The organism is Sphingomonas crocodyli, from assembly GCF_004005865.1.
Taxonomy (GTDB): domain Bacteria; phylum Pseudomonadota; class Alphaproteobacteria; order Sphingomonadales; family Sphingomonadaceae; genus Rhizorhabdus; species Rhizorhabdus crocodyli.
This window is the reverse complement of sequence record NZ_SACN01000001.1, coordinates 406,601-432,403: the sequence shown is the minus strand read 5'-3', so window position 1 is coordinate 432,403 and position 25,803 is coordinate 406,601. Positions and strand designations below refer to the sequence as shown.

21 protein-coding genes are annotated in these 25,803 nt (G+C 65.3%); 7 read left to right on the top strand and 14 right to left on the bottom strand.

The features are described 5' to 3' along the window. Positions 1 to 62 precede the first annotated feature (62 nt). Positions 63 to 2,642, top strand: coding sequence for an ATP-dependent chaperone ClpB (gene clpB / locus EOD43_RS02155; protein WP_127740656.1), 2,580 nt, complete (start codon positions 63 to 65; stop codon positions 2,640 to 2,642). A 52-nt stretch (positions 2,643 to 2,694) separates the two neighbouring features. Here the strand turns inward: clpB and EOD43_RS02150 are convergent, their stop codons facing one another. Continuing rightward, a complete protein-coding gene (locus tag EOD43_RS02150; protein WP_127740654.1) occupies positions 2,695 to 2,952 on the bottom strand; it encodes a hypothetical protein in 258 nt (85 codons plus the stop codon). Between the two features lie 104 nt (positions 2,953 to 3,056). Between EOD43_RS02150 and EOD43_RS02145 the strand changes: the two genes are divergently transcribed. After that, complete coding sequence (locus EOD43_RS02145) at positions 3,057 to 4,505, top strand: tetratricopeptide repeat-containing sulfotransferase family protein (RefSeq protein ID WP_127740652.1); 1,449 nt, start codon at positions 3,057 to 3,059, stop codon at positions 4,503 to 4,505. On the opposite strand, the gene EOD43_RS02140 is transcribed toward EOD43_RS02145, so the two are convergent. Continuing rightward, positions 4,502 to 5,752 carry an aspartyl/asparaginyl beta-hydroxylase domain-containing protein gene (locus EOD43_RS02140; protein WP_206363476.1) on the bottom strand — a complete coding sequence of 417 codons (1,251 nt, stop codon included), beginning with the start codon at positions 5,750 to 5,752 and terminating at the stop codon, positions 4,502 to 4,504. The genes EOD43_RS02145 and EOD43_RS02140 overlap by 4 nt on opposite strands. Positions 5,753 to 5,840: 88 nt before the next feature. On the opposite strand from EOD43_RS02140, the gene EOD43_RS02135 reads away from it, so the two are divergent. Beyond that, the gene (locus EOD43_RS02135; protein ID WP_127740648.1) at positions 5,841 to 6,857 is read left to right on the top strand and encodes a hypothetical protein; all 1,017 of its coding nucleotides are present in this window, start codon (positions 5,841 to 5,843) and stop codon (positions 6,855 to 6,857) included. A 105-nt stretch (positions 6,858 to 6,962) separates the two neighbouring features. Here EOD43_RS02135 and EOD43_RS02130 read toward each other — a convergent pair whose 3' ends face one another. After that, positions 6,963 to 9,839, bottom strand: coding sequence for a TonB-dependent receptor domain-containing protein (locus EOD43_RS02130; protein ID WP_206363533.1), 2,877 nt, complete (start codon positions 9,837 to 9,839; stop codon positions 6,963 to 6,965). 333 nt (positions 9,840 to 10,172) lie between these two features. On the opposite strand from EOD43_RS02130, the gene EOD43_RS02125 reads away from it, so the two are divergent. Then, a complete protein-coding gene (locus EOD43_RS02125; RefSeq protein WP_127740644.1) occupies positions 10,173 to 10,697 on the top strand; it encodes a hypothetical protein in 525 nt (174 codons plus the stop codon). Between the two features lie 17 nt (positions 10,698 to 10,714). Here the strand turns inward: EOD43_RS02125 and EOD43_RS02120 are convergent, their stop codons facing one another. The 3 genes from EOD43_RS02120 to xseA are packed head-to-tail and all read right to left on the bottom strand — an operon-like array spanning position 10,715 to position 13,288. Continuing rightward, on the bottom strand, positions 10,715 to 11,572 hold the full coding sequence (locus EOD43_RS02120) for a M23 family metallopeptidase (RefSeq protein WP_127744580.1): 858 nt from the start codon (positions 11,570 to 11,572) through the stop codon (positions 10,715 to 10,717). A 32-nt stretch (positions 11,573 to 11,604) separates the two neighbouring features. Further along, positions 11,605 to 11,802, bottom strand: a complete 198-nt coding sequence (locus EOD43_RS02115; RefSeq protein WP_127740642.1) for a DUF2093 domain-containing protein — start codon at positions 11,800 to 11,802, stop codon at positions 11,605 to 11,607. A 40-nt stretch (positions 11,803 to 11,842) separates the two neighbouring features. Next, a complete protein-coding gene (xseA, locus tag EOD43_RS02110) occupies positions 11,843 to 13,288 on the bottom strand; it encodes an exodeoxyribonuclease VII large subunit (protein ID WP_127740641.1) in 1,446 nt (481 codons plus the stop codon). Between xseA and purD the strand changes: the two genes are divergently transcribed. Next, positions 13,287 to 14,567: a phosphoribosylamine--glycine ligase gene (gene purD / locus EOD43_RS02105; RefSeq protein WP_127740639.1), complete on the top strand. Its 1,281-nt coding sequence runs from the start codon at positions 13,287 to 13,289 to the stop codon at positions 14,565 to 14,567. The genes xseA and purD overlap by 2 nt on opposite strands. 77 nt (positions 14,568 to 14,644) lie before the next feature. Beyond that, positions 14,645 to 15,121: a hypothetical protein gene (locus EOD43_RS02100; RefSeq protein WP_127740637.1), complete on the top strand. Its 477-nt coding sequence runs from the start codon at positions 14,645 to 14,647 to the stop codon at positions 15,119 to 15,121. Here the strand turns inward: EOD43_RS02100 and modC are convergent. The 3 genes from modC to EOD43_RS02085 all read right to left on the bottom strand — a co-directional run bounded on the left by modC (position 15,118) and on the right by EOD43_RS02085 (position 18,712). Continuing rightward, the gene (gene modC, locus EOD43_RS02095) at positions 15,118 to 16,206 is read right to left on the bottom strand and encodes a molybdenum ABC transporter ATP-binding protein (RefSeq protein WP_164857057.1); all 1,089 of its coding nucleotides are present in this window, start codon (positions 16,204 to 16,206) and stop codon (positions 15,118 to 15,120) included. The two genes, EOD43_RS02100 and modC, sit on opposite strands and share 4 nt — an antisense overlap. Continuing rightward, positions 16,203 to 16,898 carry a molybdate ABC transporter permease subunit gene (gene modB / locus EOD43_RS02090; protein ID WP_240653045.1) on the bottom strand — a complete coding sequence of 232 codons (696 nt, stop codon included), beginning with the start codon at positions 16,896 to 16,898 and terminating at the stop codon, positions 16,203 to 16,205. Before modB ends, modC begins: the two co-directional genes overlap by 4 nt. A 593-nt stretch (positions 16,899 to 17,491) precedes the next feature. Further along, positions 17,492 to 18,712 carry a polyhydroxyalkanoate depolymerase gene (locus EOD43_RS02085; RefSeq protein WP_127740633.1) on the bottom strand — a complete coding sequence of 407 codons (1,221 nt, stop codon included), beginning with the start codon at positions 18,710 to 18,712 and terminating at the stop codon, positions 17,492 to 17,494. Positions 18,713 to 18,874: 162 nt separating this feature from the next. On the opposite strand from EOD43_RS02085, the gene EOD43_RS02080 reads away from it, so the two are divergent. Beyond that, complete coding sequence (locus tag EOD43_RS02080) at positions 18,875 to 19,531, top strand: glutathione S-transferase (RefSeq protein WP_127740631.1); 657 nt, start codon at positions 18,875 to 18,877, stop codon at positions 19,529 to 19,531. Positions 19,532 to 19,534: 3 nt separating this feature from the next. On the opposite strand, the gene EOD43_RS02075 is transcribed toward EOD43_RS02080, so the two are convergent. The 5 genes from EOD43_RS02075 to EOD43_RS02055 all read right to left on the bottom strand — a co-directional run bounded on the left by EOD43_RS02075 (position 19,535) and on the right by EOD43_RS02055 (position 25,778). Beyond that, complete coding sequence (locus EOD43_RS02075) at positions 19,535 to 20,167, bottom strand: response regulator transcription factor (RefSeq protein WP_206363475.1); 633 nt, start codon at positions 20,165 to 20,167, stop codon at positions 19,535 to 19,537. Beyond that, positions 20,167 to 22,803: a PAS domain S-box protein gene (locus EOD43_RS02070; protein WP_127740627.1), complete on the bottom strand. Its 2,637-nt coding sequence runs from the start codon at positions 22,801 to 22,803 to the stop codon at positions 20,167 to 20,169. Before EOD43_RS02070 ends, EOD43_RS02075 begins: the two co-directional genes overlap by 1 nt. Positions 22,804 to 22,943: 140 nt before the next feature. Then, positions 22,944 to 23,792 (bottom strand): HpcH/HpaI aldolase/citrate lyase family protein, encoded by an 849-nt coding sequence (locus EOD43_RS02065; protein WP_127740625.1) that lies wholly within the window; start codon positions 23,790 to 23,792, stop codon positions 22,944 to 22,946. Between the two features lie 76 nt (positions 23,793 to 23,868). After that, positions 23,869 to 24,672 carry a LytR/AlgR family response regulator transcription factor gene (locus tag EOD43_RS02060; RefSeq protein ID WP_127740623.1) on the bottom strand — a complete coding sequence of 268 codons (804 nt, stop codon included), beginning with the start codon at positions 24,670 to 24,672 and terminating at the stop codon, positions 23,869 to 23,871. Next, the gene (locus tag EOD43_RS02055; RefSeq protein WP_127740621.1) at positions 24,669 to 25,778 is read right to left on the bottom strand and encodes a sensor histidine kinase; all 1,110 of its coding nucleotides are present in this window, start codon (positions 25,776 to 25,778) and stop codon (positions 24,669 to 24,671) included. Before EOD43_RS02055 ends, EOD43_RS02060 begins: the two co-directional genes overlap by 4 nt. Between the last annotated feature and the right edge of the window lie 25 nt (positions 25,779 to 25,803).

Below are 25,803 nucleotides of genomic sequence, written 5' to 3'. Positions count from 1 at the left end.
ATCGGGCTTGTGTTGCCGAAAAGTCACACCATATCGGGCCTATAAGCAACAGGGTGTCACGAATGAACCTCGAGAAATTCACCGACCGCGCCAGGGGCTTCCTCCAGTCGGCGCAGACCGTCGCGATCCGGATGAGCCATCAGCGGATTTCGCCTGAACATCTGCTGAAAGCCTTGCTCGAAGACGAACAGGGCATGGCATCGGGCCTGATCGACAAGGCCGGTGGCGACGCCAAGCGCGCGCTGAGCGAGACCGATGCCGCGCTCGCGAAGATCCCGGCCGTCAGCGGTTCGGGCGCGCAGCAGACCCCAGGCATCGACAATGATCTGGTCCGCGTGCTCGATCAGGCCGAACAGATCGCGCAGAAGGCCGGCGACAGCTTCGTCACGGTCGAACGGCTGCTCGTCGCACTCGCGCTCAGCCTCAACACCGCCGCCGGCAAGGCGCTGCAGGCTGCGAACGCGAAGCCCGAGGCGATCAATGCCGCGATCAACGATCTGCGCGGCGGCCGCACCGCCGACACCGCGGGCGCGGAAGACCGCTATGACGCGCTGAAGAAGTTCGCGCGCGATCTGACGCAGGCGGCGCGCGACGGCAAGCTCGACCCCGTGATCGGCCGCGACGAGGAAATCCGCCGCACGATCCAGATCCTCGCCCGCCGCACCAAGAACAACCCCGTCCTGATCGGCGAGCCCGGCACCGGCAAGACCGCGATCGCGGAAGGCCTTGCGCTGCGCATCGCCAATGGCGACGTGCCCGATGGCCTGAAGGACCGCAAGCTGATGGCGCTCGACATGGGCAGCCTGATCGCGGGCGCGAAATATCGCGGCGAGTTCGAGGAACGGCTGAAGGGAGTGCTCGACGAGGTGAAGGGCGCCGAGGGCGACATCATCCTGTTCATCGACGAGATGCACACGCTGGTCGGCGCGGGCAAATCCGAAGGCGCGATGGATGCGGGCAACCTGCTGAAGCCTGCGCTGGCACGTGGCGAACTGCACTGCATCGGCGCGACCACGCTCGACGAATATCGCAAATATGTCGAGAAGGATCCGGCGCTCCAGCGGCGGTTCCAGCCCGTCTTCGTGGGCGAGCCGACGGTCGAGGACACCGTTTCGATCCTGCGCGGCCTCAAGGACAAGTACGAACTGCACCACGGCGTGCGGATCACCGATGGCGCGCTGGTGTCCGCCGCGACGCTCAGCAACCGCTACATCACCGACCGTTTCCTGCCCGACAAGGCGATCGACCTGATGGACGAGGCCGCGTCGCGGCTGCGCATGGAGGTCGAATCCAAGCCCGAGGAGATCGAGGCGCTCGATCGGCGGATCATCCGCATGAAGATCGAGCGTGAGGCGCTGAAGAAGGAGACCGACATGGCGTCGGCCGACCGGCTGCAGACGCTCGAAACCGACCTGGCCGATCTGGAGGAGCAGTCGGCGGCGCTGACGACGCGCTGGACCGCCGAGAAGGACAAGATCAACGCCGAGGCGAAGATCAAGGAACAGCTCGACGCCGCGCGCAACGCGCTCGATCAGGCGCAGCGCCAGGGCGATCTCGCCCGCGCCGGTGAGCTGAGCTACGGCACGATCCCCGGCCTCGAAAAGCAGCTTGCCGAAGCGCAGGCCGCGTCCGAGGGCGCGATGCTACGCGAGGAGGTGACGGCGGAGGATATCGCCTCGGTCGTCAGCCGCTGGACCGGCATTCCCGTCGACAAGATGCTGGAGGGTGAGCGCGAAAAGCTGCTCAACATGGAGGCCGAACTCGGCAAGCGCGTGATCGGGCAGAAGGACGCGGTCGAGGCCGTCGCCCGCGCCGTCCGCCGTTCACGCGCGGGCCTGCAGGATCCGAACCGGCCGCTGGGCAGCTTCCTGTTCCTGGGGCCGACGGGCGTCGGCAAGACCGAGCTGACCAAGGCGTTGGCCGGTTTCCTGTTCGACGACGACAGCGCGATGGTGCGCATCGACATGAGCGAGTTCATGGAGAAGCACAGCGTCGCCCGCCTGATCGGCGCCCCTCCCGGCTATGTTGGCTATGAGGAAGGCGGCGTGCTGACCGAGGCTGTCCGCCGGCGTCCCTATCAGGTCGTCCTGTTCGACGAGGTCGAAAAGGCGCATGGTGACGTGTTCAACATCCTGCTGCAGGTGCTGGACGACGGGCGGCTGACCGACGGGCAGGGTCGCACGGTCGATTTCTCGAACACCCTGATCATCCTGACGTCGAATCTGGGCAGCCAGTATCTGGCGAACCTTTCCGACGATCAGGCGGTCGAGAGCGTCGAGGATCAGGTGATGGAGGTGGTGCGGGCGCATTTCCGCCCCGAATTCCTCAATCGCCTGGACGAGATCATCCTGTTCCACCGTCTGGCGGCCGGCCATATGGGGCCGATCGTCGACATCCAGGTGGGCCGCGTCGCCAAGCTGCTGAAGGATCGCAAGATCCGGCTGGAGCTGACCGACGGCGCGCGGGCGTGGTTGGGGCGGGTCGGTTACGATCCGGTCTATGGCGCGCGGCCGTTGAAGCGTGCGGTGCAGAAATATCTGCAGGATCCGCTGGCCGACGCGATCCTGCGCGGCGAGGTGCCCGACGGATCGTCCCTGACGATCGATGAGGGCGATGGGAAACTGGAACTGAAGACGGCATAAAAATGAGGCCGGGGATCAAACCCCGGCCTCACTTTTTTTCAGGAAGCGGCGATCAACTGCCCGGAACGATGAAGGTGCGCGACCGCTCGACCAGATCGCTCGCATCATTCTGCTGTGCGGCTTCGATCTTGTCCCATTCCGCATTGGTGCGGCAGGTCTTGCGCTTCTTCACCAGCGAGCCGGTTTCGGCCTGGCTGACGCAGCGCACATAATCGGGCGACTTACGATCCTTCACCTTCGGCGCGTCTTCCGCGAAAGCCGCCGAGGAAGCGGTGGCGACGAGCAACGCGATACCAACGAAAACTTTCATCTGACTTACCCCGTTTCGGATGGCTTACTATATGACATCGCCAAACGCCCATCAACGGATCGCCGCCGGATTGCTTGGGTTTAACGGGTGACATTGGGGACGAGATGACTTCGCAAACGGTTGATATCGCCACCCTGGGCCGACAGGCTGCCATCTTGCTGTCGCAGCGGCGCTACGAACCCGCGGCGGACGCCTATGTCGCGCTGCTGGCGGCCCGCCCCGACAGTGCGAACGACTGGTTCAACTATGGCTATGTGCTGCGTTGCCTGCGGCGATTCGAGCCGGCGCTGGATGCCTATGCGCGCGCGCTGACGCTCCGCGTCCAGCAGCCCGAGGAGGTGCATGTCAACCGCGCAGCGATCCTGTCCGATCATCTGCAGCGCGATGCCGAGGCGGTCGTCGAACTCGAAGCCGCATTGCGCGCCAACCCCCGCTACGTGATCGCCTTGCTCAATCTCGGCCATATCCATGAGGATCATGGACGCCGGGCGGAGGCGCGCGCTGCCTATGCCCGTGTCCTCGCGCTCGATCCGCTCAACGGCCGCGCGCTCGCGCGGACCGCGGCGATCGACCAGTTCGAGCAGGCGCCCGAACGCGCGGTGGCATCGCTGCGCAAGGCGCTGCAGCACCGGCTGCACCCCGAGGATGCGGCCGAGATCGGCTTCGCGCTGGGCAATGCGCTCGATGCCGCCGGCCAGTATGAAGAGGCATGGGCGGCGCTGCGATCGGCCAATGATGGCGCGCGCCGGCTGCGTCCGCCTGCTGAAGCCTATTCGAAGGCGGCGCACGACCGCCTGATCGATGCGTTGATCGCGACGAAGCTGCCCCCCGCGCTGTCGGCGGGAGAGGATGCGCCGCCCTTGTTCATCTGCGGCATGTTCCGATCGGGATCGACGCTGGCCGAACAGGTGCTCGCGCGCCATCGCGATGTCGCGGCCGGCGGCGAACTGGAGGCGCTGCCCGCGATCGTCGCGCAGCGCCTGTCGCCCTATCCCGACACGCTTACCACCGCGACGCCGGATCTGCTCGCCGAACTGCGCGACCAATATCTGCGCGAGGTTGCACCGTTGCGCGCGGGCGCAGGCATCGTCACCGACAAGCGGCCCGACAATTTCCTACATATCGGGCTGATCAAGACGCTGTTCCCCACTGCAAAGATCATCCACACGCGGCGCGATCCGATCGACACGTTGGTGTCGATCTACGCGCTGAACTTCGCCGACGGGGTCGCCTATGGCAACGATCTGGGCGACATCGTCCATTATATCCGCGCCTATCGCCGGCTGATGGCGCATTGGGCGACGCTCTATCCCGACGATATTTTCGATCTCGATTATGATCGGCTGGTTGCCGATCCGCAGCCGGTGGTCGAAGGACTTCTGGCATTTTGCGACCTCGACTGGGACGAAGCCTGTCTGTCGCAGAAGCCCAGCGAAGCATCGGTTCGGACGGCGAGCAGCTGGCAGGTTCGTCAGCCGCTCCACAACCGATCGTCGGGCCGGTGGCGCAATTATGCGCCCTTCCTCGCCGAAGTTAAGGCGGCGCTGGACTAGACGACCGGCGTGTCGGCGGCTTCGAAGAAGGCGGCCAGAAGTTGCTGTTCGTCGGTAGTGAGATAGGGATTCCAGACGTCGAGGATCAGGACGATCCGTATCTCGTCGCTGTCGTTCCACGCCTCATGTTCGATCGTATCGTCGAAGGCGAAGGCTTCGCCAACCCGCCATTCGCGCGTCTCCCCGCCGACGCGGAAGCGGCAGCCACCCGGCACGACGAGCGGTAGATGGATGATCGCGCGGGTGTTGGTGACGCCGGTATGCGGCGGGATATGCGCGCCGGGGCGCAGGATCGAGAAGAAGGCGGAAGGCGCCTTGCCGGGAATGTTGGTCTGCGGGATCGCCGCCAACGCCGCCGCCGTTTCGGGGCATGCCGCGCACACCGGATCGTTGCGCACGCCATATTCCCACAGGAAGCATGCGCTCCAGTCGAGCGAGCCATCGAGGCCCGACCATTTGGTTTCGGGCGAACCGGCATCCATCTGAACATAAGGCCGGATCATCGGCCCCGCGCCGCGCAACATCGCGATCGCCTCCGCCGCGATCGCGTCGGTCCGCGCCTCGAAATCGGCCAGCCAGGGAAAGTGGCTGCGATCAAAGAATTCGTCGGCGGGCAGGAAGGGATAATGCAGCCCAGCACACTGGTTCGTGTAGATGCGGCGACGGCCCAGGCTGTGATCGACGCAGGCGCGGAAGCGGCGCGCGGCGTCGCCCATCGTCTCGACCTTGTCGCCCACCAGTGCATCGAGGCGCGCATCGATCCGGCGATTATGGGCGGAGAGGAAAGCCTCACCCCGGCGCTGTGCATCGATCACGATCGGCGGCTTTTGTTCGACCGCGTGGGCAAGCTGCACCACCGCGCTCCACCCGATCGCCGCCGCAACGGCATCGCCCTGCCGTTCGTGCAGTTCGGCGAGGCGTAGCTGCGCCATGAAATTGCGACGATCAATCGTCAGCGCCTGCTCAAGTGCGCCTTGTTCGCCCGCATCGTCATTCAGCGCGCGGCACGCCGTCGCCACGTTGATCCACAAAGCAGGCTGATCGCGATCGCGCGTGGCCGCCGCCTGAAACAGCCGCCGGGCGCCAGCCGGATCGCCCCCGCGCAACGCCGCCATGCCGCAGGCGTTGAGGATCATCGGATTGTCGGGTGCCAGCGCCAGCGCCTGATCGAGCAGGCGCCGTTCGGCCACTGCGTCGCCCGCATCGCGCGCACGCGCGGCCGAAGTAAGAAGGTCGTCGACGGTCATGGAATCAGGCTTCATGCGGGAGGACGGTCGTGGCGGCGGCGGCGAACGGCGGCTTGCCTCGCGATGCCCAAGGTTGCACAGCTAGGCCATGATCAGCATTTCCAGCCTTGGCTTTCCGCTTACCCCGGAATGGCTCGCCCATCGTTATGATCCCGATCATGACGCCTTCCAGTTCGTCGTCACCGATCGCGCGCAGAGACAATCCGTCCCCTTCCTGACCGACGAGAATATGCCGCAGGCCGGCGAGCCTCTGGTTGCGTCGAAAGCCGACATTGCCGTGTCCGCGCCGGCGGCGCCGCTGCATTTCATATTCCATTCGGCTTACTGTTGCTCGACCCTGCTGGTCAATGCGCTGGACCAGCGCGGATCGGCGTCCGGACTTAAGGAGCCGGTGATCCTGAACGACATCGTCGGCTGGCGGCATCGTGGCGCGCAGCCCGAACGGATCGGCGAAATCCTCGATCGATCGCTGACCCTGCTGGCGCGCCCGTTCGAGGAAGGCGAGGCAATGATCGTCAAGCCGTCCAACATCGTGAACGGCCTGGCCAGTGCGATGATGTCGATGCGGCCCGATGCCAAGGCGATCCTGCTTCATGCCCCGCTCGGCGCGTTCATCGGATCGATCGCGCGCAAAGGAATGTGGGGGCGGCTCTGGGTTCGCGAACTGCTGTCGCGCCAGCTGGTCGAGGGGATGGTGCGGCTGGGCTTCGAACAGCGCGATTATCTGCTCCACACCGATCTGCAGGCGGCCGCGGTCGGCTGGCTCGCGCAGCAGGCTTTGTTCGCGGAGATGGTGCGCCGCTGGCCCGATCGGGTGCGGACGCTCAACAGCGATTTGCTGACCGCGCGGCCGGTCGAGGCGCTCGAAGCGTGCAAACAGTTCCTCGGCCTCGGTGGTGTGGTCGACTATCCGGCGGTGGTCGGGGATGTGTTCGGTCGCAATTCTAAGGACGGCAGCGCCTTTGCCACCGGTCAGCGCGAGGCTGATCGGGTCGAGGCGCAGGCGCTACATGGCGACGAAATCGGCAAGGTGACCGAATGGGCGCTCGCCATCGCCAAATCTGCCGGCGTTCCGATGGATCTCGACGGCGCTCTGCTGCGCTGAGAATTTCCGGTCGCGGGCATCACCCGGCCGCTTCCGACAATCAGGCATAAAAAAGGGAGGCTCTCTTTCGAGAGCCTCCCCATTTTTTGACCGTCGAAGTTCGGATTAGAACTTCAGGCGGGCGGTCGCCGAGTAACGGCGGCCGATCGCGTCGTAGGTCGACGGATAGGTGTTACCGCTGTTGTACGAGGTCGAACCCGTCGTGCCACCGACGATCGGCGGCTTCTTGTCGAACAGGTTGATCGCCGACAGCGTCACTTCGAGGTTGTCCGTCACGCTGACGCGCGTGGTCAGATCGAAGATGCTGTACGCCTTGATGCGGTTGAAGTCGTAGGTGTTGCCGGCCAGCGGGCTCGGGCCCGTGACGGTGCCGCTGAAGATCCGGCGGTTCGCAGCGGTGAAGCCACGAGCCAGGAAGTCAGAGGCCGCTCCTTCATACTCGACCTTGTCGATCCAGCGCCACAGGAGCGACAGGTCCACGCTGTCGAACGACAGGGTCGTGCGCTGCGTGAACGAATATTCCGGCTGGATCGAGGCGCAGTTGGCGCTGTAGTAGCCAACGCAATCACGCGCATAGGCGGTCGACGACGCCTGGAAGGTCTGCTTGTGCGTCCAGTTACCCTGGAAGTTCAGGCCGAGCTTCACGACATCGAAGTCGTACGAGTAGTTCAGCGCGAGATCGATACCGTCGGTCTTCAGGCGGCCGTTGTTGGTCAGCGGGCCGGGGAGACCGAGGATCGGGTTGGTCGCGGTCGACGTGCCGCTCAGACGGCCGTTGGCGGCGTTACGACGGATGCCGGTGCAGGCAGCCGAGGTGGCCGACGAAGCCGTGATGTTGCCGAAGCACGCATTGATGATGTCGGCCGGGGTGGCCGCCGTGATCGCGTTCTTCACGTCGATGTTGTAGTAGTCGACCGTCAGCGTGAAGTTCGGGAGGAACTCACGCGGCTGCAGCACGACACCGATGGTGTAGCTGTTCGCCTTTTCCGGCTGCAGGTTCGGGTTGCCGCCGCCCGTGACGTTGGCCTGGCCAGCGCTCGGGTTCTGGATCGCACCGATCGAGCCGACCGGCGCACCCTGCGCGAGACAGATCGCACGCAGATTGGCGTTGGTGGTCGGCGCCGCACCGGCGCACGGATCGACCAGCAGGTTGGTCAGGCCCGTGACGACCGGCGCGAACAGTTCGCCGATGTTCGGGGCGCGAACCGCGCGCTGATAGTTACCGCGGATCTTGAGCGCTTCGACCGGAGCCCAGGTGCCAGCGAACTTGTAGGTCGTGGCGCTGAACTTCGGGCTGCCTGCGGTGTCGACCTTGTACTTCGAATAGCGAACGCCGGCTTCGACGGTCAGCTCATGGAAGAAGGGCTTGTCGGCAACGAGCGGGGCGATCAATTCGCCGAACGCTTCGCGGACGTCGTAGCCGCCGTTCAGCGGGAGGATCGCGCCGCCGGCGCCACCGAGTTCACCCGGGACGAGCGCCAGGATGTCGGGGATACGCTGCGCCGTGTAGTTGCGATATTCGCCACCCACCGCGAACGCGACAGGCTCCGAAGCCGCCGGCGAGGTGAAGCCGAAGTCACCGCTGAGCACACCGTGGACCTGCGAAAGCTCGGTCTTGTTGGTGATCGTGCTCTGGCCGTTCAGGAACGCGGCCTGCGCCGGCGTGATCGTGCCGAACAGGTTCAGCGGAACGCAGTTGTTGGCCGTGTTCAGGCAGGTCGTGGTGTTGGTCGCGTTCAGCGCCTGCTGGACGCGCGAGTTGAGAACGTAGCCCGACTGAGTCTGGGTGTTCTCCGATTCACCATGCGAGCCGTAGATGTCGAACGTCAGGCTGTCGGTGATGTTGACCTTCGCACCGACGTTGATGTCGAACTGCTGCGTGATGTATTCGCTGATGCGCGGACCGACTTCGACCGTGCGGCGATAAACCGCCGGAAGCGGGATCGTCGCGGTCGGGCAGGCCGCGGCCGAAATGCCGGCGAAGCCGCAGAGCTGGTTGCGGATGCCGACCGGCAGATACGGGTTGTTGCCCGGAATGGTCAGCGGAACGCCGAAGATGCCCGACGGCGCGATGATCGTCGAAACCTTGTTCTTCGAGAACATGCCGCGCGAATAGACTTCAACCGAGTCCGAAATCTCGTAGCGCGCCTTGCCGAACATGTTGAAGCGTTCGAACGGGGTGCGGAAGATGTTGTACGGGTTGAAGTTGAAGCCCTGATAGAAGGGCACCAGCGACGTGCCGTCCGGGCTGATCTGGAAATCGGCCGTGTCGGTCGAGATGCCGGTCGGGGTCGAGGTGAACGACGAACCGGCGGCGACACCGTTGGTGGTGCCGATGCCGAAGATGCCGGCATCACGGTCGCCCTGATAGATCGGGTCGGCCTGCTGATAGCCCAGGCTCAGGATCGCGTTGCCCTTGCCGTCGTCGAAGTTGGCGCCCAGCGTGACGTCGACGCGGACCTGGTTGCCGTCACCCTTTTCGGTGATGCCGCTCTGAACCTGCAGGTCCATGCCCGAGAAGTCGGGGCGGGTGACGAAGTTGACGACGCCCGAGATCGCGTCCGCACCATAGGTGGTCGACGCACCGCCGGTCAGCACGTCGACGCGCTGAACCAGGGCAACCGGGATGTTGTTAAGGTCGACCGCGCCGTTGAAGTCGGCGGGGATGACGCGCTGACCGTCCAGAAGGACGATGTTACGCTGGAAGCCCAGGCCGCGCAGGTTGACCAGCGACGTACCGTTGTTGCCGTTGTTGACGTTCGAACCGATGCTCGGAACCACACCCGGAATGTCACGGATGAGCTGTTCGGCGTTCGTGGTCTGGCGCAGCGAGATTTCGTTCTCGCCGACGCTCGCGACCGGGGTCGAGGCCGTCAGGTTCGGGTTGCGAATGAGCGAGCCGGTGACGACGATGACGTCGCTTTCAGCTGCGGTCGTATCTTCGGCCGGCGTGGTCTGCGCGAACGCAGGCGTAGCGACCATCGACAGCGCGATCGACGCGGCGCTAACGCCGAGCCCGAACCGGGCGGTCTTCTTGAAGTTATTCGTCACTTTCCAGTCCCTTTTCTGGAGTGAGCGGAGCTGAAACGCCCCCCTGCTCAACCTTTCCGGGATCGGGTTTGGCGCTGGCACACCTCGCCCACCCCTTTCAGGCATGGCAACAGATGTGCAAGAAATGGGATCGGGCTGTAAAGCGGGCGTTCATGTGGGGAGCGTGTTGGACCGTAGTTGTCGCCTTTTTGCAACAGTCACGAAATCTCATTGCTACACTTGCGCCCGAATGGGTCATAATATTTCAAATCGAGGGAGATTGCTTTGCAGAACCGCGCCAAATTCGTGCTTTCGGCCTGCGTTGCCGCGCTGCTCACGCCCGCCGTCGTCGCAGCGCCCGAACCTCGCCGGCCCGAGATGTTCGACAAGCTGGTCGCCTGTCGCACGATCACCGACCCTACCCAGCGCCTCGCCTGCTATGATGCGCAGGTCGTCGCCCTCGATACCGCGGAAAAGAACGATGATCTGGTGATCATGGACCGCAAGCAGGTTCAGGAAACGCGGCGCTCGCTGTTCGGTTTCACACTCCCCAAATTCTCGCTGGGCGGCAAGAAACTCGACGAGAAGGACGACACGACCGAAATCGAATCGACCGTTCAGTCGGTGCGGCGCGCCGGCAACGGCTGGTCCTTCACCCTCGCCAACGATGCTGGCACCTGGGAAACACCGGACGGCCTCGGGACGGCTCCCAAGGTGGGCGACAAGATCCGAATCAAGAAGGCGATGATGGGCAGCTATCTGGGTTCAGTCGGCTTCAACCGCGGCGTCCGCTTCCGCCGCGTTCAGTAGGCCTCAGGCAGCAATCCTCACCGCATCGGCCCGGCGAGCGGCGCCGGGTCGATGCGGGCATCGCGCCATTTCATCGCCCAGTGAAGGTGCGGGCCGGTGGCGCGGCCCGTCATCCCGATCGCGCCGACAATCTGTCCGCGCCGCACGACATCGCCCGGCCGAACGCCGATCCGCGACAGGTGCAGGAACGCGCTATTCAGCCCCATGCCGTGATCGATCATCAGCAGATTGCCCTCCAGCGAGAAGGGCGCGTCTGCGGCGAGAACCACCACGCCATCGGCGGGCGCCGCGACCGGCGTGCCTGTGGGCCGCGCGACATCGACCCCGCCGTGGAACGCCCCCGGCTCCCCCGCATAGATGCGCTGCGATCCGAAAACGCCGCTGATCCGCCCGGTGGCAGGCCAGGCGAGCGCCTGACGCCAGCCCTGCGCGCCCGTATCGGTGGCGCGGGCGGCAATGATCCGATCGAGCTCGATCTTGCGGCGGGCGAGAAATTCGGGGGTCGGTGTCGTCCCGCGCGGCAAGGTGGGCAGCGACTCGATCTTCCACGCATGCGGCGCGACCGACAGAGCGAGTTGGCGCCGGCTCCCGTCCGCCATCGTCGCGACCAGCGATGCCGCCATCGGCGCATCGCGATCGAAGCCGATCAGGAAGCGGCGATCCGATGCGAAGGGCACCGACTTGCCATCGAGGCTGAGCGCCACCGTGCCCGCCGGCACCGTTCCGAAGGCGAGCCCGCCCTGCTCGATCCGGCCGCTCAGCGCGAAATCGGCGTTGGTCGCGGCGATGATCGACGGAGCACGCGGGGGCGCCAGCGCTGCAGAGGGCGGCGGAGGCGGCGGCACGCTGGGCGCGACGCATCCGCCAAGCAGCATCAGGCCGGTAAGCGCGCCCGCCCGAAGGCGGATCAAGCGCGGCGTTCCGCAGCGGTCGCTTCCTCGGCCGAGGCATAGGCTTCCTGCCGCGCCACGCTCCAATATTTCAGATTGTCGAGCGCGACCGGCGCGCCGCTGATCGCGCAAACGACATGATCGCCGGGCACCAGCACGCGAAAGCCGTTGGCGAGATAGTGCAGCTTGGCCTGGCGGCTGTGGGACATCAGCATCGAAAACTCCTCGGCCGCCGATATAGCGACGGCGACATGATTAGAACAGGTCGGGCTGCGCCGGGGCGGGCGCGGACGGGGCTTTCCCGCCGCGATCGGTGCGCACATCGACCGCACCGTCGGCGAAGTGGAGCGTCAGCGCCCCCGCCGCCCGCGCCGCATCCGCATTGGCCACCACGCCGCCGCCGCGCTTTTCGACGCGGACATAGCCGAGCCGCAGCGGGCGATCGGGATGGAGGCTTTCGGCGAGGCGCCAGATCCGGTCGAGCCGATCCTGCCGCTCGTCGATCCGGCGCTTAACCAGTTGCGGGTCGAGGCGGATTGCTTCGAAGCGATCGGTGGCTCGGGCCAGCCTTTGCGCGAGCAAGGCCGGCCGAAGCGCGCCTGCTGCATGCGCCAGATCGCCGCGCGCGATCGCGATCCGCCGTTCGAGGCCGCGCCCCACCCTTTCGCCCAGATCGTCGACCTGCTGGCGCCGCGCGTCGAGCAATTGCGCCGGGCCGGGCAGCAATCGCGCGATCGCTTCGAACCGTTCGCCCGCCCGCTCTTGATAACGGGCGAGCAGCCGTCCGGCGCGCGCACCCAGTTCGCGGATGTGATGGGCCAGATCGGCGCGCACTGGCACCGCGATCTCGGCCGCCGCGGTCGGCGTCGGCGCGCGCAGATCGGCCGCGAAATCGCACAACGTCGTATCGGTCTCATGCCCCACGGCCGAGATGATCGGGATCGGGGATTCGGCGACGGCGCGAACCACTGCCTCCTCATTGAAGGTCCACAAATCCTCGATCGATCCGCCGCCACGCGCGACGATCAGCAGGTCGGGGCGCGGGATCGGCCCGTCGGGTGCTAGCGCGCCGAAACCGCGCACCGCATTGGCCACCTGCGTCGCAGCCCCCTCGCCCTGCACCAGCACCGGCCACAATATCACACGCGTTGGGCAGCGATCCTCGAGTCGGTGGAGGATGTCGCGGATCACCGCGCCCGTCGGCGACGTCACCACCCCGATCACGCGCGGCAGGAAGGGGAGCGGACGCTTGCGCTCCTGATCGAACAACCCTTCGGCCGCCAGTGCACGGCGGCGCTGATCGAGCAACGCCATCAGCGCGCCCGCACCGGCAATCTCCATCCGATCGATCACGATCTGATATTTGGACCGGCCCGGATAGGTGGTGAGCCGCCCCGTCGCGATCACCTCGATCCCGTCTTCGGGGCGGAAACGCAGCAGGTTCGCCTGCCCCTTCCAGATCACTCCGTCGATGACGGCGCCGTCATCCTTCAGCGCCAGATAGCAATGGCCCGACGCGACCCGCTTGAACCCCGAGATCTCGCCGCGCACGCGGACATGGCCGAACTGGCTTTCCACCGATCGCTTCAACGCGCCCGACAGTTCGGACACGCTTTGCGCAGGCGCGTTGTCGCCCGGCAACTCCTCGGCTAACAGGCGGCCTTCGCCCGAACCGGGCCTGTCGAGGGGAATGTCGTTCATGATCGTCCTGCTGCTCGGATCGGGGGGCCGCGAACATGCGCTCGCCTGGAAGCTGGCGCAATCCGAACGGCTGACCAAGCTCTACGCGGCGCCCGGCAATCCGGGGATAGAAGAGGTCGCCGAATGTGTCGACCTGGACCCGACACATATCGAATCGGTCCTCGCCTTCGCGCGCGACGAGAATGTCGGGTTGGTCGTGATCGGCCCCGAAGCGCCTTTGGTCGTCGGCCTCGCCGATCTGCTGCACGCGAACGGCATCCTGTGCTTCGGGCCGACCAAGGCGGCCGCGCAGCTCGAAGGGTCCAAGGGGTTTACCAAGGATCTGTGCGCTCGCGAAAATATCCCGACCGCCGCCTATAAGCGTTTCGCCAATGTGGATTCTGCAAAGGCTGCGTTGCCCGACTTCGGTTTGCCCGTTGTCATCAAGGCGGATGGCCTGGCGGCGGGCAAGGGCGTCGTGATCGCCGAAACATCGGCAGATGCCGAGGCGGCATTGGAAGATATGTTCGACGGCGGCTTCGGCGCAGCGGGCGCCGAAGTGGTGATCGAGGAATTCCTGACCGGCGAGGAGGCGAGCTTCTTCGCGCTGACCGACGGCAAGACGGTAGTCCCCTTCGGATCGGCGCAGGATCACAAGCGCGTCGGCGACGGCGATGTCGGCCCGAACACCGGCGGCATGGGCGCCTACAGCCCCGCGCCCGTCCTGACCCCCGAACTCGAAGCCCGCGCGATGGCCGAGATCGTCGAGCCGACCGTCCGCGCGATGGCGGCGGCGGGCATGCCTTATGCCGGCGTCCTCTATGCCGGGCTGATGCTGACAGCCGATGGCCCCAAGCTGATCGAATATAATGCCCGCTTCGGCGATCCCGAATGCCAGGTGCTGATGATGCGGCTAGAGGATGACATCCTGCCGATCCTGCTCGCGGTCGCCGAGGGCAAATTGGCGGAGATCGCGCGGCCCAGCCTGTCGCCCAATACCGCGCTGACCGTGGTGATGGCGGCGAACGGCTATCCCGGCACCCCGGCGAAGGGCGGGCATATCCGCAATATCGTCGAGGCCGAGGAGAAGGGCGCCAAGATATTCCACGCCGGCACCTATAAGGGCGCGGGCGGGCTGGTGGCGAACGGCGGACGCGTGCTGAACGTCACCGCGATCGAGGGCGATATCGGCCGCGCGCGCGATGCCGCTTATGCCGCGGTCGATGCACTCGATTTCCCCAGCGGATTCTGCCGGCGCGATATCGGCTGGCGCGAAATGGCACGGCAGCGGAACGGTTGAGCCGCCGGATCATTTGAGAGGAGACGGGGTGTCAGCACGATTGTCGGCACTCCGGCCGAGACCAAGAAGGGCATAATATGTCGAACACCACCCTCATCATCATCGCGATCGCGATCGTGCTGGTGATCGCCGTCATCTTCCTGCTGACCCGCAAGCCCACCGCGCAGGTGCCGCCGGCTGCGGCCACCAAGCCGGTCACGCCGGTCGCCAAGCCCGCCGAACCCGCGCATAGCGGCATCGCCGACAGCGCCGCCGCCGCGGTGCTCGACGTCGCCGGCCCCGTCGTCGGCGTCGATCTGAATCCCGATGGCAATCCCGACGACCTGACCCGCATCAAGGGCCTCGGCCCCAAGGCGCAGGCGATGCTGAACAGCATCGGCATCCACCGTTATTCGCAGCTCGCCGCGCTCGATCCCGCGCAGGCCGGCGAAGTCGACGCGCGCATGGGCAATTTCAAAGGCCGCATCCATCGCGACCAGTGGGTCGATCAGGCACGCTTCCTGGAACAGGACGACACGATCGGCTTCGAAGCCAAATACGGCAAGTTGGGCTAACCACGCCGTCTCTCGGCCAGGGCGGCGGCCTTGATCGCCGCCTCCACCCTGTCGCCGATCGCCAGCCCCAGCATATCCCAGGATTTGCGCGTGATGCTGGCGAGCAGGCGGGGCCCGTCCTCGCTTTCCCCCAAGCTCAGCACCACACGCATCTGCGCGGTGCGGGTGCGTTCGGCGCCGACGATCCGGGCGGTCAGGCGGTTGAGCGCGCTGTCGATCGCTTTGTCCTTCGACAAAGTGACGTCGGTCGCGCGGATGCGCAGCCGCACCGTCGGCGCGCCATCCCAGCGGCCCGGCACCTGCAGCAGGGTTTCGCCGATCCGGCAGGTGGTGATGTCATAATCGGCATCGTGCCCGACCGGTTCGGCCTTCAGGATCACCAGAGCATCGCCGGCGCGGGCGAGCGGCAGCGACAGATCGGACAGGATCGCATTCGCCTCCCCCGCCGCGATCACCGCGCCTTCATCGATCAGCACGATATTGTCGGCAAGCCGCTCGACCTCGTCGCGGTCGTGGCTGACCAGCAGGATCGGCAGGGTCAGCCGATCTCGCAGCTCGGCGATCATCGCGATCACATCAAGCTTCATCTCGCCGTCCAGCCCGGTCAGCGGCTCATCCATCAGCAGGAACGCCGGGCAGCCCAGCAAAGCGCGCCCGATCGCGACACGCCGTGCCTCTCCACCCGACAAGGTGCGCGGCTTGCGATCGAGCAGCGGGCGCAGACCCAGCAGATCGACCAGCGCGTCGAAGCCGATCGGGGGCACGCGATCCCCCGCCAGCCGCGCGCCATATTCGAGATTGCGACCGACGCTGAGATGCGGGAACAGCCGCCCGTCCTGAAAGATGTAGCCGCAGCGCCGTTCCTCGATCGGGATCGCGATCCCGCCCGCGCGATCGTAGAGCGTGCGTCCGCCCACCGCGATCCGCCCGCTGTCGGGCAGGGCGATTCCGGCGATCATGTCCATCAACGTCGTCTTGCCCGCGCCCGACGGCCCCAGCACCGCCGTCAGCCCCGCGCCCGCGCGGAAATCGAACGCGAAACGCTTGCCGCCCAGCATCCGGCCGATCGCGACGTCAAAGCTCATGCCGCACGCCTCTTCACGAGCCATTCGGCGAGGACGAGTGCACCCAGCGACAGGATGATCGACACGATCGACAGGCGCATCACCTCCGCCTCCGTCCCCGGCATCTGCAGCAGGCTGTAGATCGCGATCGGCAGGGTGCGGGTTTCGCCGGGAATGTTCGATACGAAGGTGATCGTCGCGCCGAACTCACCAAGGCTGCGTGCGAAGGCCAAAGCGGTGCCTGCCGCGATGCCGGGCGTCACCATCGGCAGCGTTATCGTGCGGAACACATGCCAGCGCCCGCCGCCCAGGCTGCGCGCCGCATGTTCGATGCGCGGATCGAGCGCCTCGATCGACAGGCGGATTGTGCGCACCATCAGCGGCAAGCCCATCACCGCCGCCGCGATCGCCGCCCCCGTCCAGTGGAACAGCACCGACAGGCCGAACCATTCGCGCAGCGGCGCCCCGATCGGCCCGTGCGGCAGGAAGGCTTCGAGCAGCAGATAGCCGGTCACGACGGGGGGCAGCACCAACGGTAGATGGACCAGCCCGTCGACCAGCATCTTGCCCGGAAATTCGACCCGCGCGAGCAGCAGCGCCAGCGCGATGCCGATCGGCAGACTCGCGATGACGCCGACGACCGCGACCTGAACGGTCAGCCAAATCGCCTCGGCCCCGTCCGGCCCGATCCCCAGCATATCCAGCACCATCATCACGCCGATCATGGCCTAGGCCAGGAAAGCTGTCATCGTCCTAACAGGCCCGAAAAGAGCCAATCCACCAAAATGGCGGAGAAGCCCGGAATTCCGCCAAAGTCGCCCCGCCGCAATTGCGAAGGTGAAACGAGTTTCTGACGTTATTGAAGCCAATGTCAGGAAAAATGTTGCTCGATATCAACGGCTTCGCACCATATTTTTGCTGCATAGCAAAAAAATGCTTGATCCAATCCGTTCGCAGGTGCACAAAGAAACTGCCTTTCAGGCATCCTCTCCTAAAACTTTCCAGGCCGGTCCTTCGGGATCGGCCCTTTTTTTGTTTGGGGTTTTTTGATTAGCCCTCAGACGCCGGGCGCCGAGCATCCGCTCGGCTTGACTTCGCGCCAATAAGGCGCGGCGGCCGTTCGGCCTTGCGAAACGCTGCGCATTCCGAGGTCGAGCTCATCGTCGGAGCCGCAGGCTCCGCAAGCGCAAACGCGCGCCCGAGCTCCGTGCTCGCCAGCGCCCCGCGCTGGCTGCGCCGAAGCTTATTGCGAGGAAAGCCAAGGGCGGCGGATGCCGCCCGCCCGGCGCCTGAGGGCTAAAACAAACTAGGCAGCGCCTAGAATGAAGGCGCGGACCTGCGGGTAGATCTGGTTATCCCACTTCTTGCCCGAAAAGACGCCATAATGGCCGACGCCGGGCTGCAGATAGTGCCGCTTCATGTGCGGGCGCAGCGAGGAGCAGAGATCATGCGCCGCCGCGGTCTGGCCGACCGAACAGATATCGTCGCGCTCGCCCTCGACCGTGAGCAAGGCGGTGCGGCGGATCTTCGAGCAATCGACCCGGCGGCCGCGATATTCGAGTTCGCCCTTGGCCAGCAAAACGCGCTGGAACACGCGATCGACCGTTTCGAGATAATATTCCGCCGCCATGTCGAGCACTGCGAAATATTCGTCGTAAAAGTCGCGGATCACCTCCGCCTGCTCCTCCTCGCCATCGGCGAGATGCTGGTAGAGTGCGCGCAGCTTGTCGCCATGCCGGCCAAGATTCATCGACATGAAGGCAGTCAGCTGCAGGAAGCCCGGATAGACGCGCCGCCCCGCCCCCGCATAGCGCCAGGGAACATGCGTGATCAGGTTGTCGGCGAACCAGTCGAGCGGCTTGCTGGTCGCCAGATCGTTGACCGTGGTGGGATTGACCCGCACGTCGACCGGGCCGCCCATCAGGGTCAGGCTCCGCGGGGTGCAGGGATGCTTGTCCTCGGCCATCAGCGCAGTCGCCGCCAGCGCCTGGACGCAGGGCTGGCACACGGCGAGCATATGCGCCCCCGGCCCCAGTTCCTCCATGAACATGATCACATGGTCGAGATATTCGTCGAAGCCGAACTGGCCGGCGGACAGGGGGATGTCGCGGGCGTTCTTCCAGTCGGTAATATAGACGTCATGGTCGCGCAGCATCGTCGAGACGGTGTTGCGCAGGAGCGTTGCGAAGTGGCCCGACAGTGCGGCGATGATCAGCACCTTGGGCTGTTCGGTCATCACATCCCCGCCCTTCACGAAGCGGACGAGATTGCCGAAGGGGGTCGAGTGGACGACCTCCTCCCGCACCGGCACTTCGCGGTTGCCCGACAGGACCGAATCAATCTTGTACGACGGGCGATTGTGGGTCAGCCGCGTGTTCGCCGCCATGTCGAGCGCCGCGAACCAACTGCGCGCCAGCGGCGCTTCGGCCCAGTTGCCCAGCGCCGGCCGCGTGGCGAGCCCCGCCGACGCGACCATGCGCATCGGCTCCATGATGTCGCTGAGACCCTGATAAAACTGATACAGCATCGAACGAATGCGCCCCCGCCATCGGTCCGGCCCGGCCGCATCGAGAGACTCGCGACGGGATCACCACCTGCATAATCCATTATATGCTGCAGTGCGCCATAAATGTTTGCTTCGAGGCGACGAAGCGGTAGGACACAATAAGGCACGGAGGGGAATGGGGCGATGGCGAAGGCAGTCCTGACCATATCGAGCAAGAATTACTCGTCCTGGTCGCTGCGCGGCTGGCTGCTGTGCAAGCTCGGCGGGCTCGACATCACCGAGGAACGCGTGCCGATCGACGCCCCCGGACAGCGCGCCGAACTGCTGCTGCTGTCGCCGTCGGTGCTGGTGCCGCGGCTGACGCGCGACGATGTGAGCGTGTGGGATACGCTGGCGATCGCCGAATATCTCAACGAATGCTTCCCCGAAGCCGGCCTCTATCCGGCCGATCCCAAGACACGCGCGCATTGCCGCAGCGTTTCGGGCGAGATTCATTCGGGCTTCCACAATCTGCGATCGGCGCTGCCGATGAACCTGAAGGCGCGCCACGACAGCTTCCGCCTGTTCGCGGGCGCAAAGCCCGACATCGATCGCGTCCAGGCGATCTGGCGCGAATGCCTGTCAGCTTATGGCGGCCCCTGGCTGTTCGGCGACAAGCCGACCGTCGCCGACGCGATGTTCGCGCCGGTGGCGACGCGCTTCCAGACCTATGCGATCCCGCTGGACGCGCCGAGCCGCGCCTATAGCGCGACCGTGCTCGGCTGGGACTTCGTCCAGGAATGGACCGCCGCCGCGCTTGCCGAGCCCGAGGAAATGGAAGAACTCGACGCCGAGTTCTAGGGTTTAAGCCTTCTCATCCGGCATCAGCGGGACGAGGCCCGATGCGAAGGCCATCCGCACCGCCTCCGCCACGCTGCGCACGCCCAGTTTCTCCATCAGGTGCGCGCGATAGATTTCCACGGTGCGCGGGCTGATATCGAGCTGATAGGCGATCACCTTGTTCGCCCGTCCTTCGACCAGCCCCATCAGCACGTCGCGTTCGCGCGGCGTGAGTTTTTCGATCTGCTCGCGCGCCGCCCGCGCGACCCGTTCGGTCCGCTCGCGATCCTCGATCCGGCCGAAGGCGGTTTCGATCGCGGTGGTCAGCGTGTCCGCGCTCGACGGCTTTTCGAGGAAGTCGCTCGCCCCTGCCTTCATCGCCTCGACCGCGCGCGAGATGTCCCCGAAGCCGGTGAGCACGATCGTTTCGAACCGCCCGTCGAGCGCCCGCACCTGATGCAGCACGTCGAGCCCGTTCATGCCCGGCAAGGCGAGATCGAGCAGCAGGCATCCCGAAGGCAATGTCGGCAATTTGGCGATAAAGGCTTCGCCCGACGCGAAGCTGACCACTTCGACATCGAGCCGCGTCTTGACCACCAGCGCCACCGAGGCGCTGAAGCCCTCATCGTCATCGACCAGATAGATGCAGCGTGTCATCAGGCAGTCCCCCCAACGGACCCAGCGACCGGCAATGTGAACTGAAAGACGCTGCCCCCCCCATCGGCCGGCAGCACCGATAAGGTGCCGCCATGCGCCTCGACGATGCGGCGCGAAATCGACAGGCCGAAACCCATCCCCTCCCGCTTCGTGGTGGCGAAGGGGCGAAACAGCTGTTCGTACATGGTCGGATCGATACCCGGACCATGATCCCGCACGGACAGGACGAGCATAGCATCGTCACGCATGGCTGAAGAAACTATCAGGTCGCGGCCCGCACCGCCATCCGCGGCCATCGCGTCCGCGCCGTTGCGGATCAGGTTCACCAAAACCTGCTGTATCTGCAGCCGATCACACATCACCTCGCGGTTACTCGCCTCGAACGCATAACGGATGCGGATGTCGCGCGATCCACGGTTGATCATGGCGAGTGCGGTCGCCTCCTCCGCCAGCGGGGCGATCCGCTCCGGCCGCATGTCGATTTCGCCGCGGGTGATGAAGGCGCGCAGGCGGCGGATGATCTCGCCCGCGCGGCTCGCCTGCTCGCTCGCATGGCGTATCGCCTCGATCGCGGGGCGATGGCGTTCGTCTTCGGCTAGCATGATGTCGGCAGCGCCCAGGAAATTGACGATCGCGGCGAGCGGCTGGTTGATCTCATGCGCCAGCGCGGCGGCGAGTTCGCCCATCATCCCGGCGCGCGAAACCTGATCGAGTTGCGAGCGCAGACGGACGAGGCGGGCTTCGGCGTCGATCGCGGGGCGCATGTCGCGCGCAGAGATCACGAACATCTGCCGATCGTCGACCGTCGTTTCGCTGACCGTGGCGAGAACGGGCACATCCTCGCCATCCAACCGGCAGACGGTGATGCGACCCGGCCAGCGCCGTTCGTCACCCACCAGTTCGGCCATGCTCTGCGCCTTTTCGCGCCCATCGGCGGGGCGCGCGTCTATATCGAAGATGTGCATCCCGATCAGCGCGCCCGGTTCGCAACCATAGAGCACGTCGGCGGCGGCGCTGGCTGATCGGATCACGCCCTCCTCGTCGCACACCACCAGCGCGTCGGGCATGGTGGCCAGAATGGCGCGCATTTCCGCCTCGGCCGCTCGCAGGGCATGTTCGCCGACGACGCGATCGGTGACGTCGAGATAGGTTCCGATCACCCGCAGCGCATTGCCATCGTCATCGTAGATGATCCGCGCCCAGCTTTCGGCGTGGCGGGCGACGCCCTCCTCATCCTCGAATGGCATGTTGAAATGGACGCGCACCTGCCGCTGTTCGATCGCGCGGCCCAGAATGTCGGCGACCTGGTGGCTGAGGCGGCGGGGATTGCCATCACGACCAAGGCTGCCGCGAAACAGTGTCTGATCCCCGGTTGACCAGCGCAGATGCCCGGCGACCAGATCATATTCGTAGATGAAGATGCCCTGCACCGCGACGGCGGTGGCCAGCCGCGCCTCGGTGATCGCAATCGCCTGATCGCGCAGTTGCACCGCGGATTCGGCCGCGCGACGGGCGGTGATGTCGGTCAGCGCGATCACAGTTGCCGGCCCCTGATCGGACACGGCCACCGGCCTGCCACGGCTCAGAATGACCAGCTCATGCCCGTCGCGGTGCAGCTCGATCCGTTCCTCCTCGATTCCATCCCCATTGGGCACCGAAACGCAGGCGAGCAATTCGTCGCGCCGCTGGCCGACGGCGTCTTCCGCGCTCCAGCCGTAGATTTCGGTGCAGCCATGCGACCAGTAACGGATCACCCCGCCCTGATCGACGACCAGCACCGGCGCCAGATCGATCGTATCGACCAGCGCATCGCGCTCCGCCCGGTTACGCGCGGATCGTTCGGCCGCGCGGCCGACGATCGCGGTGGCGATCGCAACATTGAGCACCACGACGGCGGCATCGATCATCGCGGGGTGCAGCTTCGCCATCCGCGCCGCCGCGTGGAGCAATATCTGCGCGAACGCGACCATCAGGATGATGCCGGGCAGATGCCACCCCTCGATCGCGGCGGTTTCGGCATCGATCGCGAAATAGCCGGGCCAGCCGTCGCCATGCCGCCAGATCAGGATGGCGCCCGCCAGCGTCGACGCGATCAGCGCCCCCGGCACCGACAGGAGCAGAGTGCGTGGGCCGAGTTCGGCCGCCTCGATACCGATGAGGTGCCCGATCGCGATCGTCGCCGAGAACAGCAGCGCGATCGTCGCCAGCACCACCGCGACCTTGGCGGGCCAGCCCCCCCGGCCGCTGTCGGGCCACGAAGCCGCCGCCAGCATCAGCAGGATCAGCGTCACCGCGATCCGCGTCGTCGCCAGCCGGGGCGGATCGGGCGAGGGAAACAGCGTGTTGAGGAAATGATCGACCGGCGACGCAATCTGAACGATCGGTGCGATCGCGGGCAGGCAGGCGAACAGCGCGCCGAGGATGGTCAGAAGCCGCGCGGCCAGCGGCGCGCCCATCAATCGAGCGATCAGGCCCGCCGACAGCGCCACGGCCGATGCCGCGACGATCGGCGGCATCGCAAGCCGGCTTACTCCAAGCGTCGTAAGGCGAGGCTCACCCGCCATCCAGCCGATGAGGACAGTCGCGCCGAGCAGCAGGCAAACGCCGCTCGCCGCGGCGGCCAACCGCGCGGCCATAAGGCTGCGACCCGGATTCTGAGACCCGCTGCCCGTCTCCCCCTCCAACAGGCCATTGTCGTTAGCGCAAGTGTATCACGGAGCACATAAGTGGGGGAAGCCGGATAATCTTATGAAAATGCTCCGGATTTTCTGCTCGCCTAGCTACTTTTCGCCATTGCGACGATGCGTTCGGCTTCAGCAAGGTGCAGCCGTTCGACCATTTCGCCGCCGACCCTGATTGCGCCCTTGCCGGCATTTTCGGGCGCAGCGAAGCCCGCAATCGCAGCCTCGGCCCAGGCAATCTCCTCCTCCGAGGGGCCGAACAGGCGATTGGCGGGCTCGACCTGCTTGGGGTGGATCAGGCTCTTGCCATCGAAGCCGAAGATCTTCGCCTGGCGGCACTGCGCCTCCAGCCCCTCCTGATCGTCGAGGACATTATAGACGCCGTCGATCACGCCGACGCCATGCCCCTTCGCCGCCGCGACGGCGAGGCCCATCATGCCCAGGAAGGGCGCGCGATCGACCGTCAGCTTGGCGCCCATTTCCTTGGCGAGATCGTTCGTGCCCAGCACCCAGCAGGCGGGACGCGCCGCCGAAGCTTCGGCAATCGCATCGAGCCGGAAGATCGCGCGGGTCGTTTCGATCATCGACCAGAAGCCCATCGCCGGCGCGGAGGACAAAGCCGCATGATAGCGGCCGACTTCCTCGGCGCTCGACACCTTGGGCGCGAGCACCGCGTCTGCGCCCGAACCTGCGGCGGCGGCCAAATCGGCCGCGCCCCATTCGGTATCGAGCGCGTTGACGCGGATCACCAGTTCGCGCGTCCCGAAGCCGCCCGCCTTCACCGCCGCGACCGCATTGGCGCGCGCTTCGGCCTTCATGTCGGGCGCCACCGCATCCTCGAGATCGAGGATCACGACGTCGCAATCGAGGCTTTTGGCTTTCTCGATCGCGCGCAGGTTCGATGCGGGCATGTAGAGCGCGCTGCGGCGCGGGCGGATGGTCATCGGGCGGCTCCCTTAAAGGTCGCCGCCCGAATGAGATGTTAGCCTTGCCGGGTCAATGCCGGGATCAATGCCAAGGTCAATGGACGAAGCGCGCCACGACTTCGCGATAGGACCGGCTGACCTTCACCTGTGCCCCCGAATCGAGCACCAGGAAACATTCGCCGTTGGTGTGCGGTTTCACCTGCTTGACCAGATCGAGATTGACGATGGTCGAGCGGTGGACGCGCTGAAAACGGCGCGGATCGAGCCGCTTTTCCAGATCCTTCATCGTTTCGCGCAGGATCAGCGTGTTATCGCCCGTGTAGATGCACATATAATCGCCGGCGGCATCGATCCGTTCGATCGTGTCGACATCGACGCGGAAGATCTTGCCGCGATCCTTGATGTTGATCAGCTTTTCGAAGCGGTTGGCGGCGGGCGCATCGTCCGCGCTGTCGGCCAGAGTCTCGACCGCGTCGGGCGCGACCTCGGCCAGCACTTCCTTGAGGCGACCGGCCTCCTCATGCCCCTTCTTCTCGGCGAGGCGCTGGCGCACGCGATCGAGCGTCGCGGCGAGCCGCTGTTCGTCGACGGGCTTGAGCAGATAATCGACCGCCTGCGCTTCGAACGCGCGGATCGCATGATCCTGATAGGCGGTCACGAAGACGAAGAGCGGGGGTTCGACCTCCATGAGGCCCTGGATCACCGAAAAACCGTCAAAGCCCGGCATCTGGATGTCGAGGAAGACGAGATCGGGCTTGTGCGTTTTGATCGCTCTGATGGCTTCACGGCCATTCAGGCAGGTCTCGATGATTTCGACATCCTCGTGCGGTTGAAGCCTCAGTTGCAGGCCCTGGATGGCCAGCGGCTCGTCATCGACGAGAATGGTTCTGATCGTCATGCAACGTCCCTAAGCTGTTCACGCGTCTGGAGGGGGATGTCGATGAGGACACCGAACCCTTCCTCCCGATCCGTTTGGACCTCAAAACGATGGTCCGCACCATAAGCCTGCGCCAGTCTGTCGCGAATGTTCGCCAGTCCGACGCCGGTTGAATAGCTGGGTCTGGCCGTCAGATCGTTCAAGCCCGGCCCAGTATCACTGACCGTAACGATCAGCCTGCGATCGGGTTCAATTCCTGCGACACGCGCCTCGACATTGATGTCCGCGCCGTCTTCCATCGGCGTCACGGCATATTTGATCGCATTCTCGACGAGCGGCTGGAGCAGCAGCGAGGGCAGCCGCGCCTCGGCCGCCGCAGGATCGACCTCGAAATGGGCGCGCAGCCGATCCTCGAACCGCATCTTTTCGATATCGAGGTAGAGTTTCAGCGTCTCGACCTCCTGCGCGAGGCTCACCGTCCCCGAAGGTTCGTTGGCCAGCGTATAGCGCAAAAAGGAGCTGAGGCGCGACAGCATCGTGTTCGCGCGCTGCGTCTCCTTCAGCAGCACCAAGGTCGAGATCGAATTGAGCGTGTTGAACAGGAAATGCGGGTTGAGCTGATAGCGCAGCATCGCCAGCTGCGCCGACGACGCCTGATTTTCCAGCCGCTCGACACGATCCGATTGTTCTTCGAGCAGCAGGTAGAAATTGATGCCGTAATAGAGCGACGACCAGGCCGCGAGCAGCGCGAAATCGAGCAGGATCGCGCCGAAGAACTGGACCCCCTCCGGCATCTCGCGCGGGCGATAGAAGGTCGCATGCGCCCAGGTCTCGATCGACGAGAACATCGCGGAGGCGAACACCAGCAGGACGATCGATACGCCCCAGGTGATGATCGGCTTCTGCCGGATCAACCGTCGATAGGCGGACGCCATCAGCAGGGTCAGCGAATAGCCGGTCGCCGTGGTCAGCGCGGTCGGCACGATGAACAACAGGCCCATATTGTTCGCGATGCCGCCCAGGGTGCGGAGCACGAAATAACCGGTCCAGCCAGCCGACTGGAGCGTCCAGAACGCCTTGTTCTTGTCGGCGAAGAAGGGCTGCTTGCTGGGGGTAAGGAGCGACATCGGGTCGTTTCTTAACCGATGCTAC

Excerpts from the sequence above, each read along its gene's own strand:
- clpB (WP_127740656.1), top strand. The coding sequence starts at position 63 with ATGAACCTCGAGAAATTCACCGACCGCGCCAGGGGCTTCCTCCAGTCG.
- EOD43_RS02150 (WP_127740654.1), bottom strand. The coding sequence starts at position 2,952 with ATGAAAGTTTTCGTTGGTATCGCGTTGCTCGTCGCCACCGCTTCCTCG.
- EOD43_RS02145 (WP_127740652.1), top strand. The coding sequence starts at position 3,057 with ATGACTTCGCAAACGGTTGATATCGCCACCCTGGGCCGACAGGCTGCC.
- EOD43_RS02140 (WP_206363476.1), bottom strand. The coding sequence starts at position 5,752 with ATGACCGTCGACGACCTTCTTACTTCGGCCGCGCGTGCGCGCGATGCG.
- EOD43_RS02135 (WP_127740648.1), top strand. The coding sequence starts at position 5,841 with ATGATCAGCATTTCCAGCCTTGGCTTTCCGCTTACCCCGGAATGGCTC.
- EOD43_RS02130 (WP_206363533.1), bottom strand. The coding sequence starts at position 9,839 with ATGGTCGCTACGCCTGCGTTCGCGCAGACCACGCCGGCCGAAGATACG.
- EOD43_RS02120 (WP_127744580.1), bottom strand. The coding sequence starts at position 11,572 with ATGCTGCTTGGCGGATGCGTCGCGCCCAGCGTGCCGCCGCCTCCGCCG.
- EOD43_RS02115 (WP_127740642.1), bottom strand. The coding sequence starts at position 11,802 with ATGCTGATGTCCCACAGCCGCCAGGCCAAGCTGCACTATCTCGCCAAC.
- purD (WP_127740639.1), top strand. The coding sequence starts at position 13,287 with ATGATCGTCCTGCTGCTCGGATCGGGGGGCCGCGAACATGCGCTCGCC.
- xseA (WP_127740641.1), bottom strand. The coding sequence starts at position 13,288 with ATGAACGACATTCCCCTCGACAGGCCCGGTTCGGGCGAAGGCCGCCTG.
- EOD43_RS02100 (WP_127740637.1), top strand. The coding sequence starts at position 14,645 with ATGTCGAACACCACCCTCATCATCATCGCGATCGCGATCGTGCTGGTG.
- modC (WP_164857057.1), bottom strand. The coding sequence starts at position 16,206 with ATGAGCTTTGACGTCGCGATCGGCCGGATGCTGGGCGGCAAGCGTTTC.
- modB (WP_240653045.1), bottom strand. The coding sequence starts at position 16,898 with ATGATGGTGCTGGATATGCTGGGGATCGGGCCGGACGGGGCCGAGGCG.
- EOD43_RS02085 (WP_127740633.1), bottom strand. The coding sequence starts at position 18,712 with ATGCTGTATCAGTTTTATCAGGGTCTCAGCGACATCATGGAGCCGATG.
- EOD43_RS02080 (WP_127740631.1), top strand. The coding sequence starts at position 18,875 with ATGGCGAAGGCAGTCCTGACCATATCGAGCAAGAATTACTCGTCCTGG.
- EOD43_RS02075 (WP_206363475.1), bottom strand. The coding sequence starts at position 20,167 with ATGACACGCTGCATCTATCTGGTCGATGACGATGAGGGCTTCAGCGCC.
- EOD43_RS02070 (WP_127740627.1), bottom strand. The coding sequence starts at position 22,803 with ATGGCCGCGCGGTTGGCCGCCGCGGCGAGCGGCGTTTGCCTGCTGCTC.
- EOD43_RS02065 (WP_127740625.1), bottom strand. The coding sequence starts at position 23,792 with ATGACCATCCGCCCGCGCCGCAGCGCGCTCTACATGCCCGCATCGAAC.
- EOD43_RS02060 (WP_127740623.1), bottom strand. The coding sequence starts at position 24,672 with ATGACGATCAGAACCATTCTCGTCGATGACGAGCCGCTGGCCATCCAG.
- EOD43_RS02055 (WP_127740621.1), bottom strand. The coding sequence starts at position 25,778 with ATGTCGCTCCTTACCCCCAGCAAGCAGCCCTTCTTCGCCGACAAGAAC.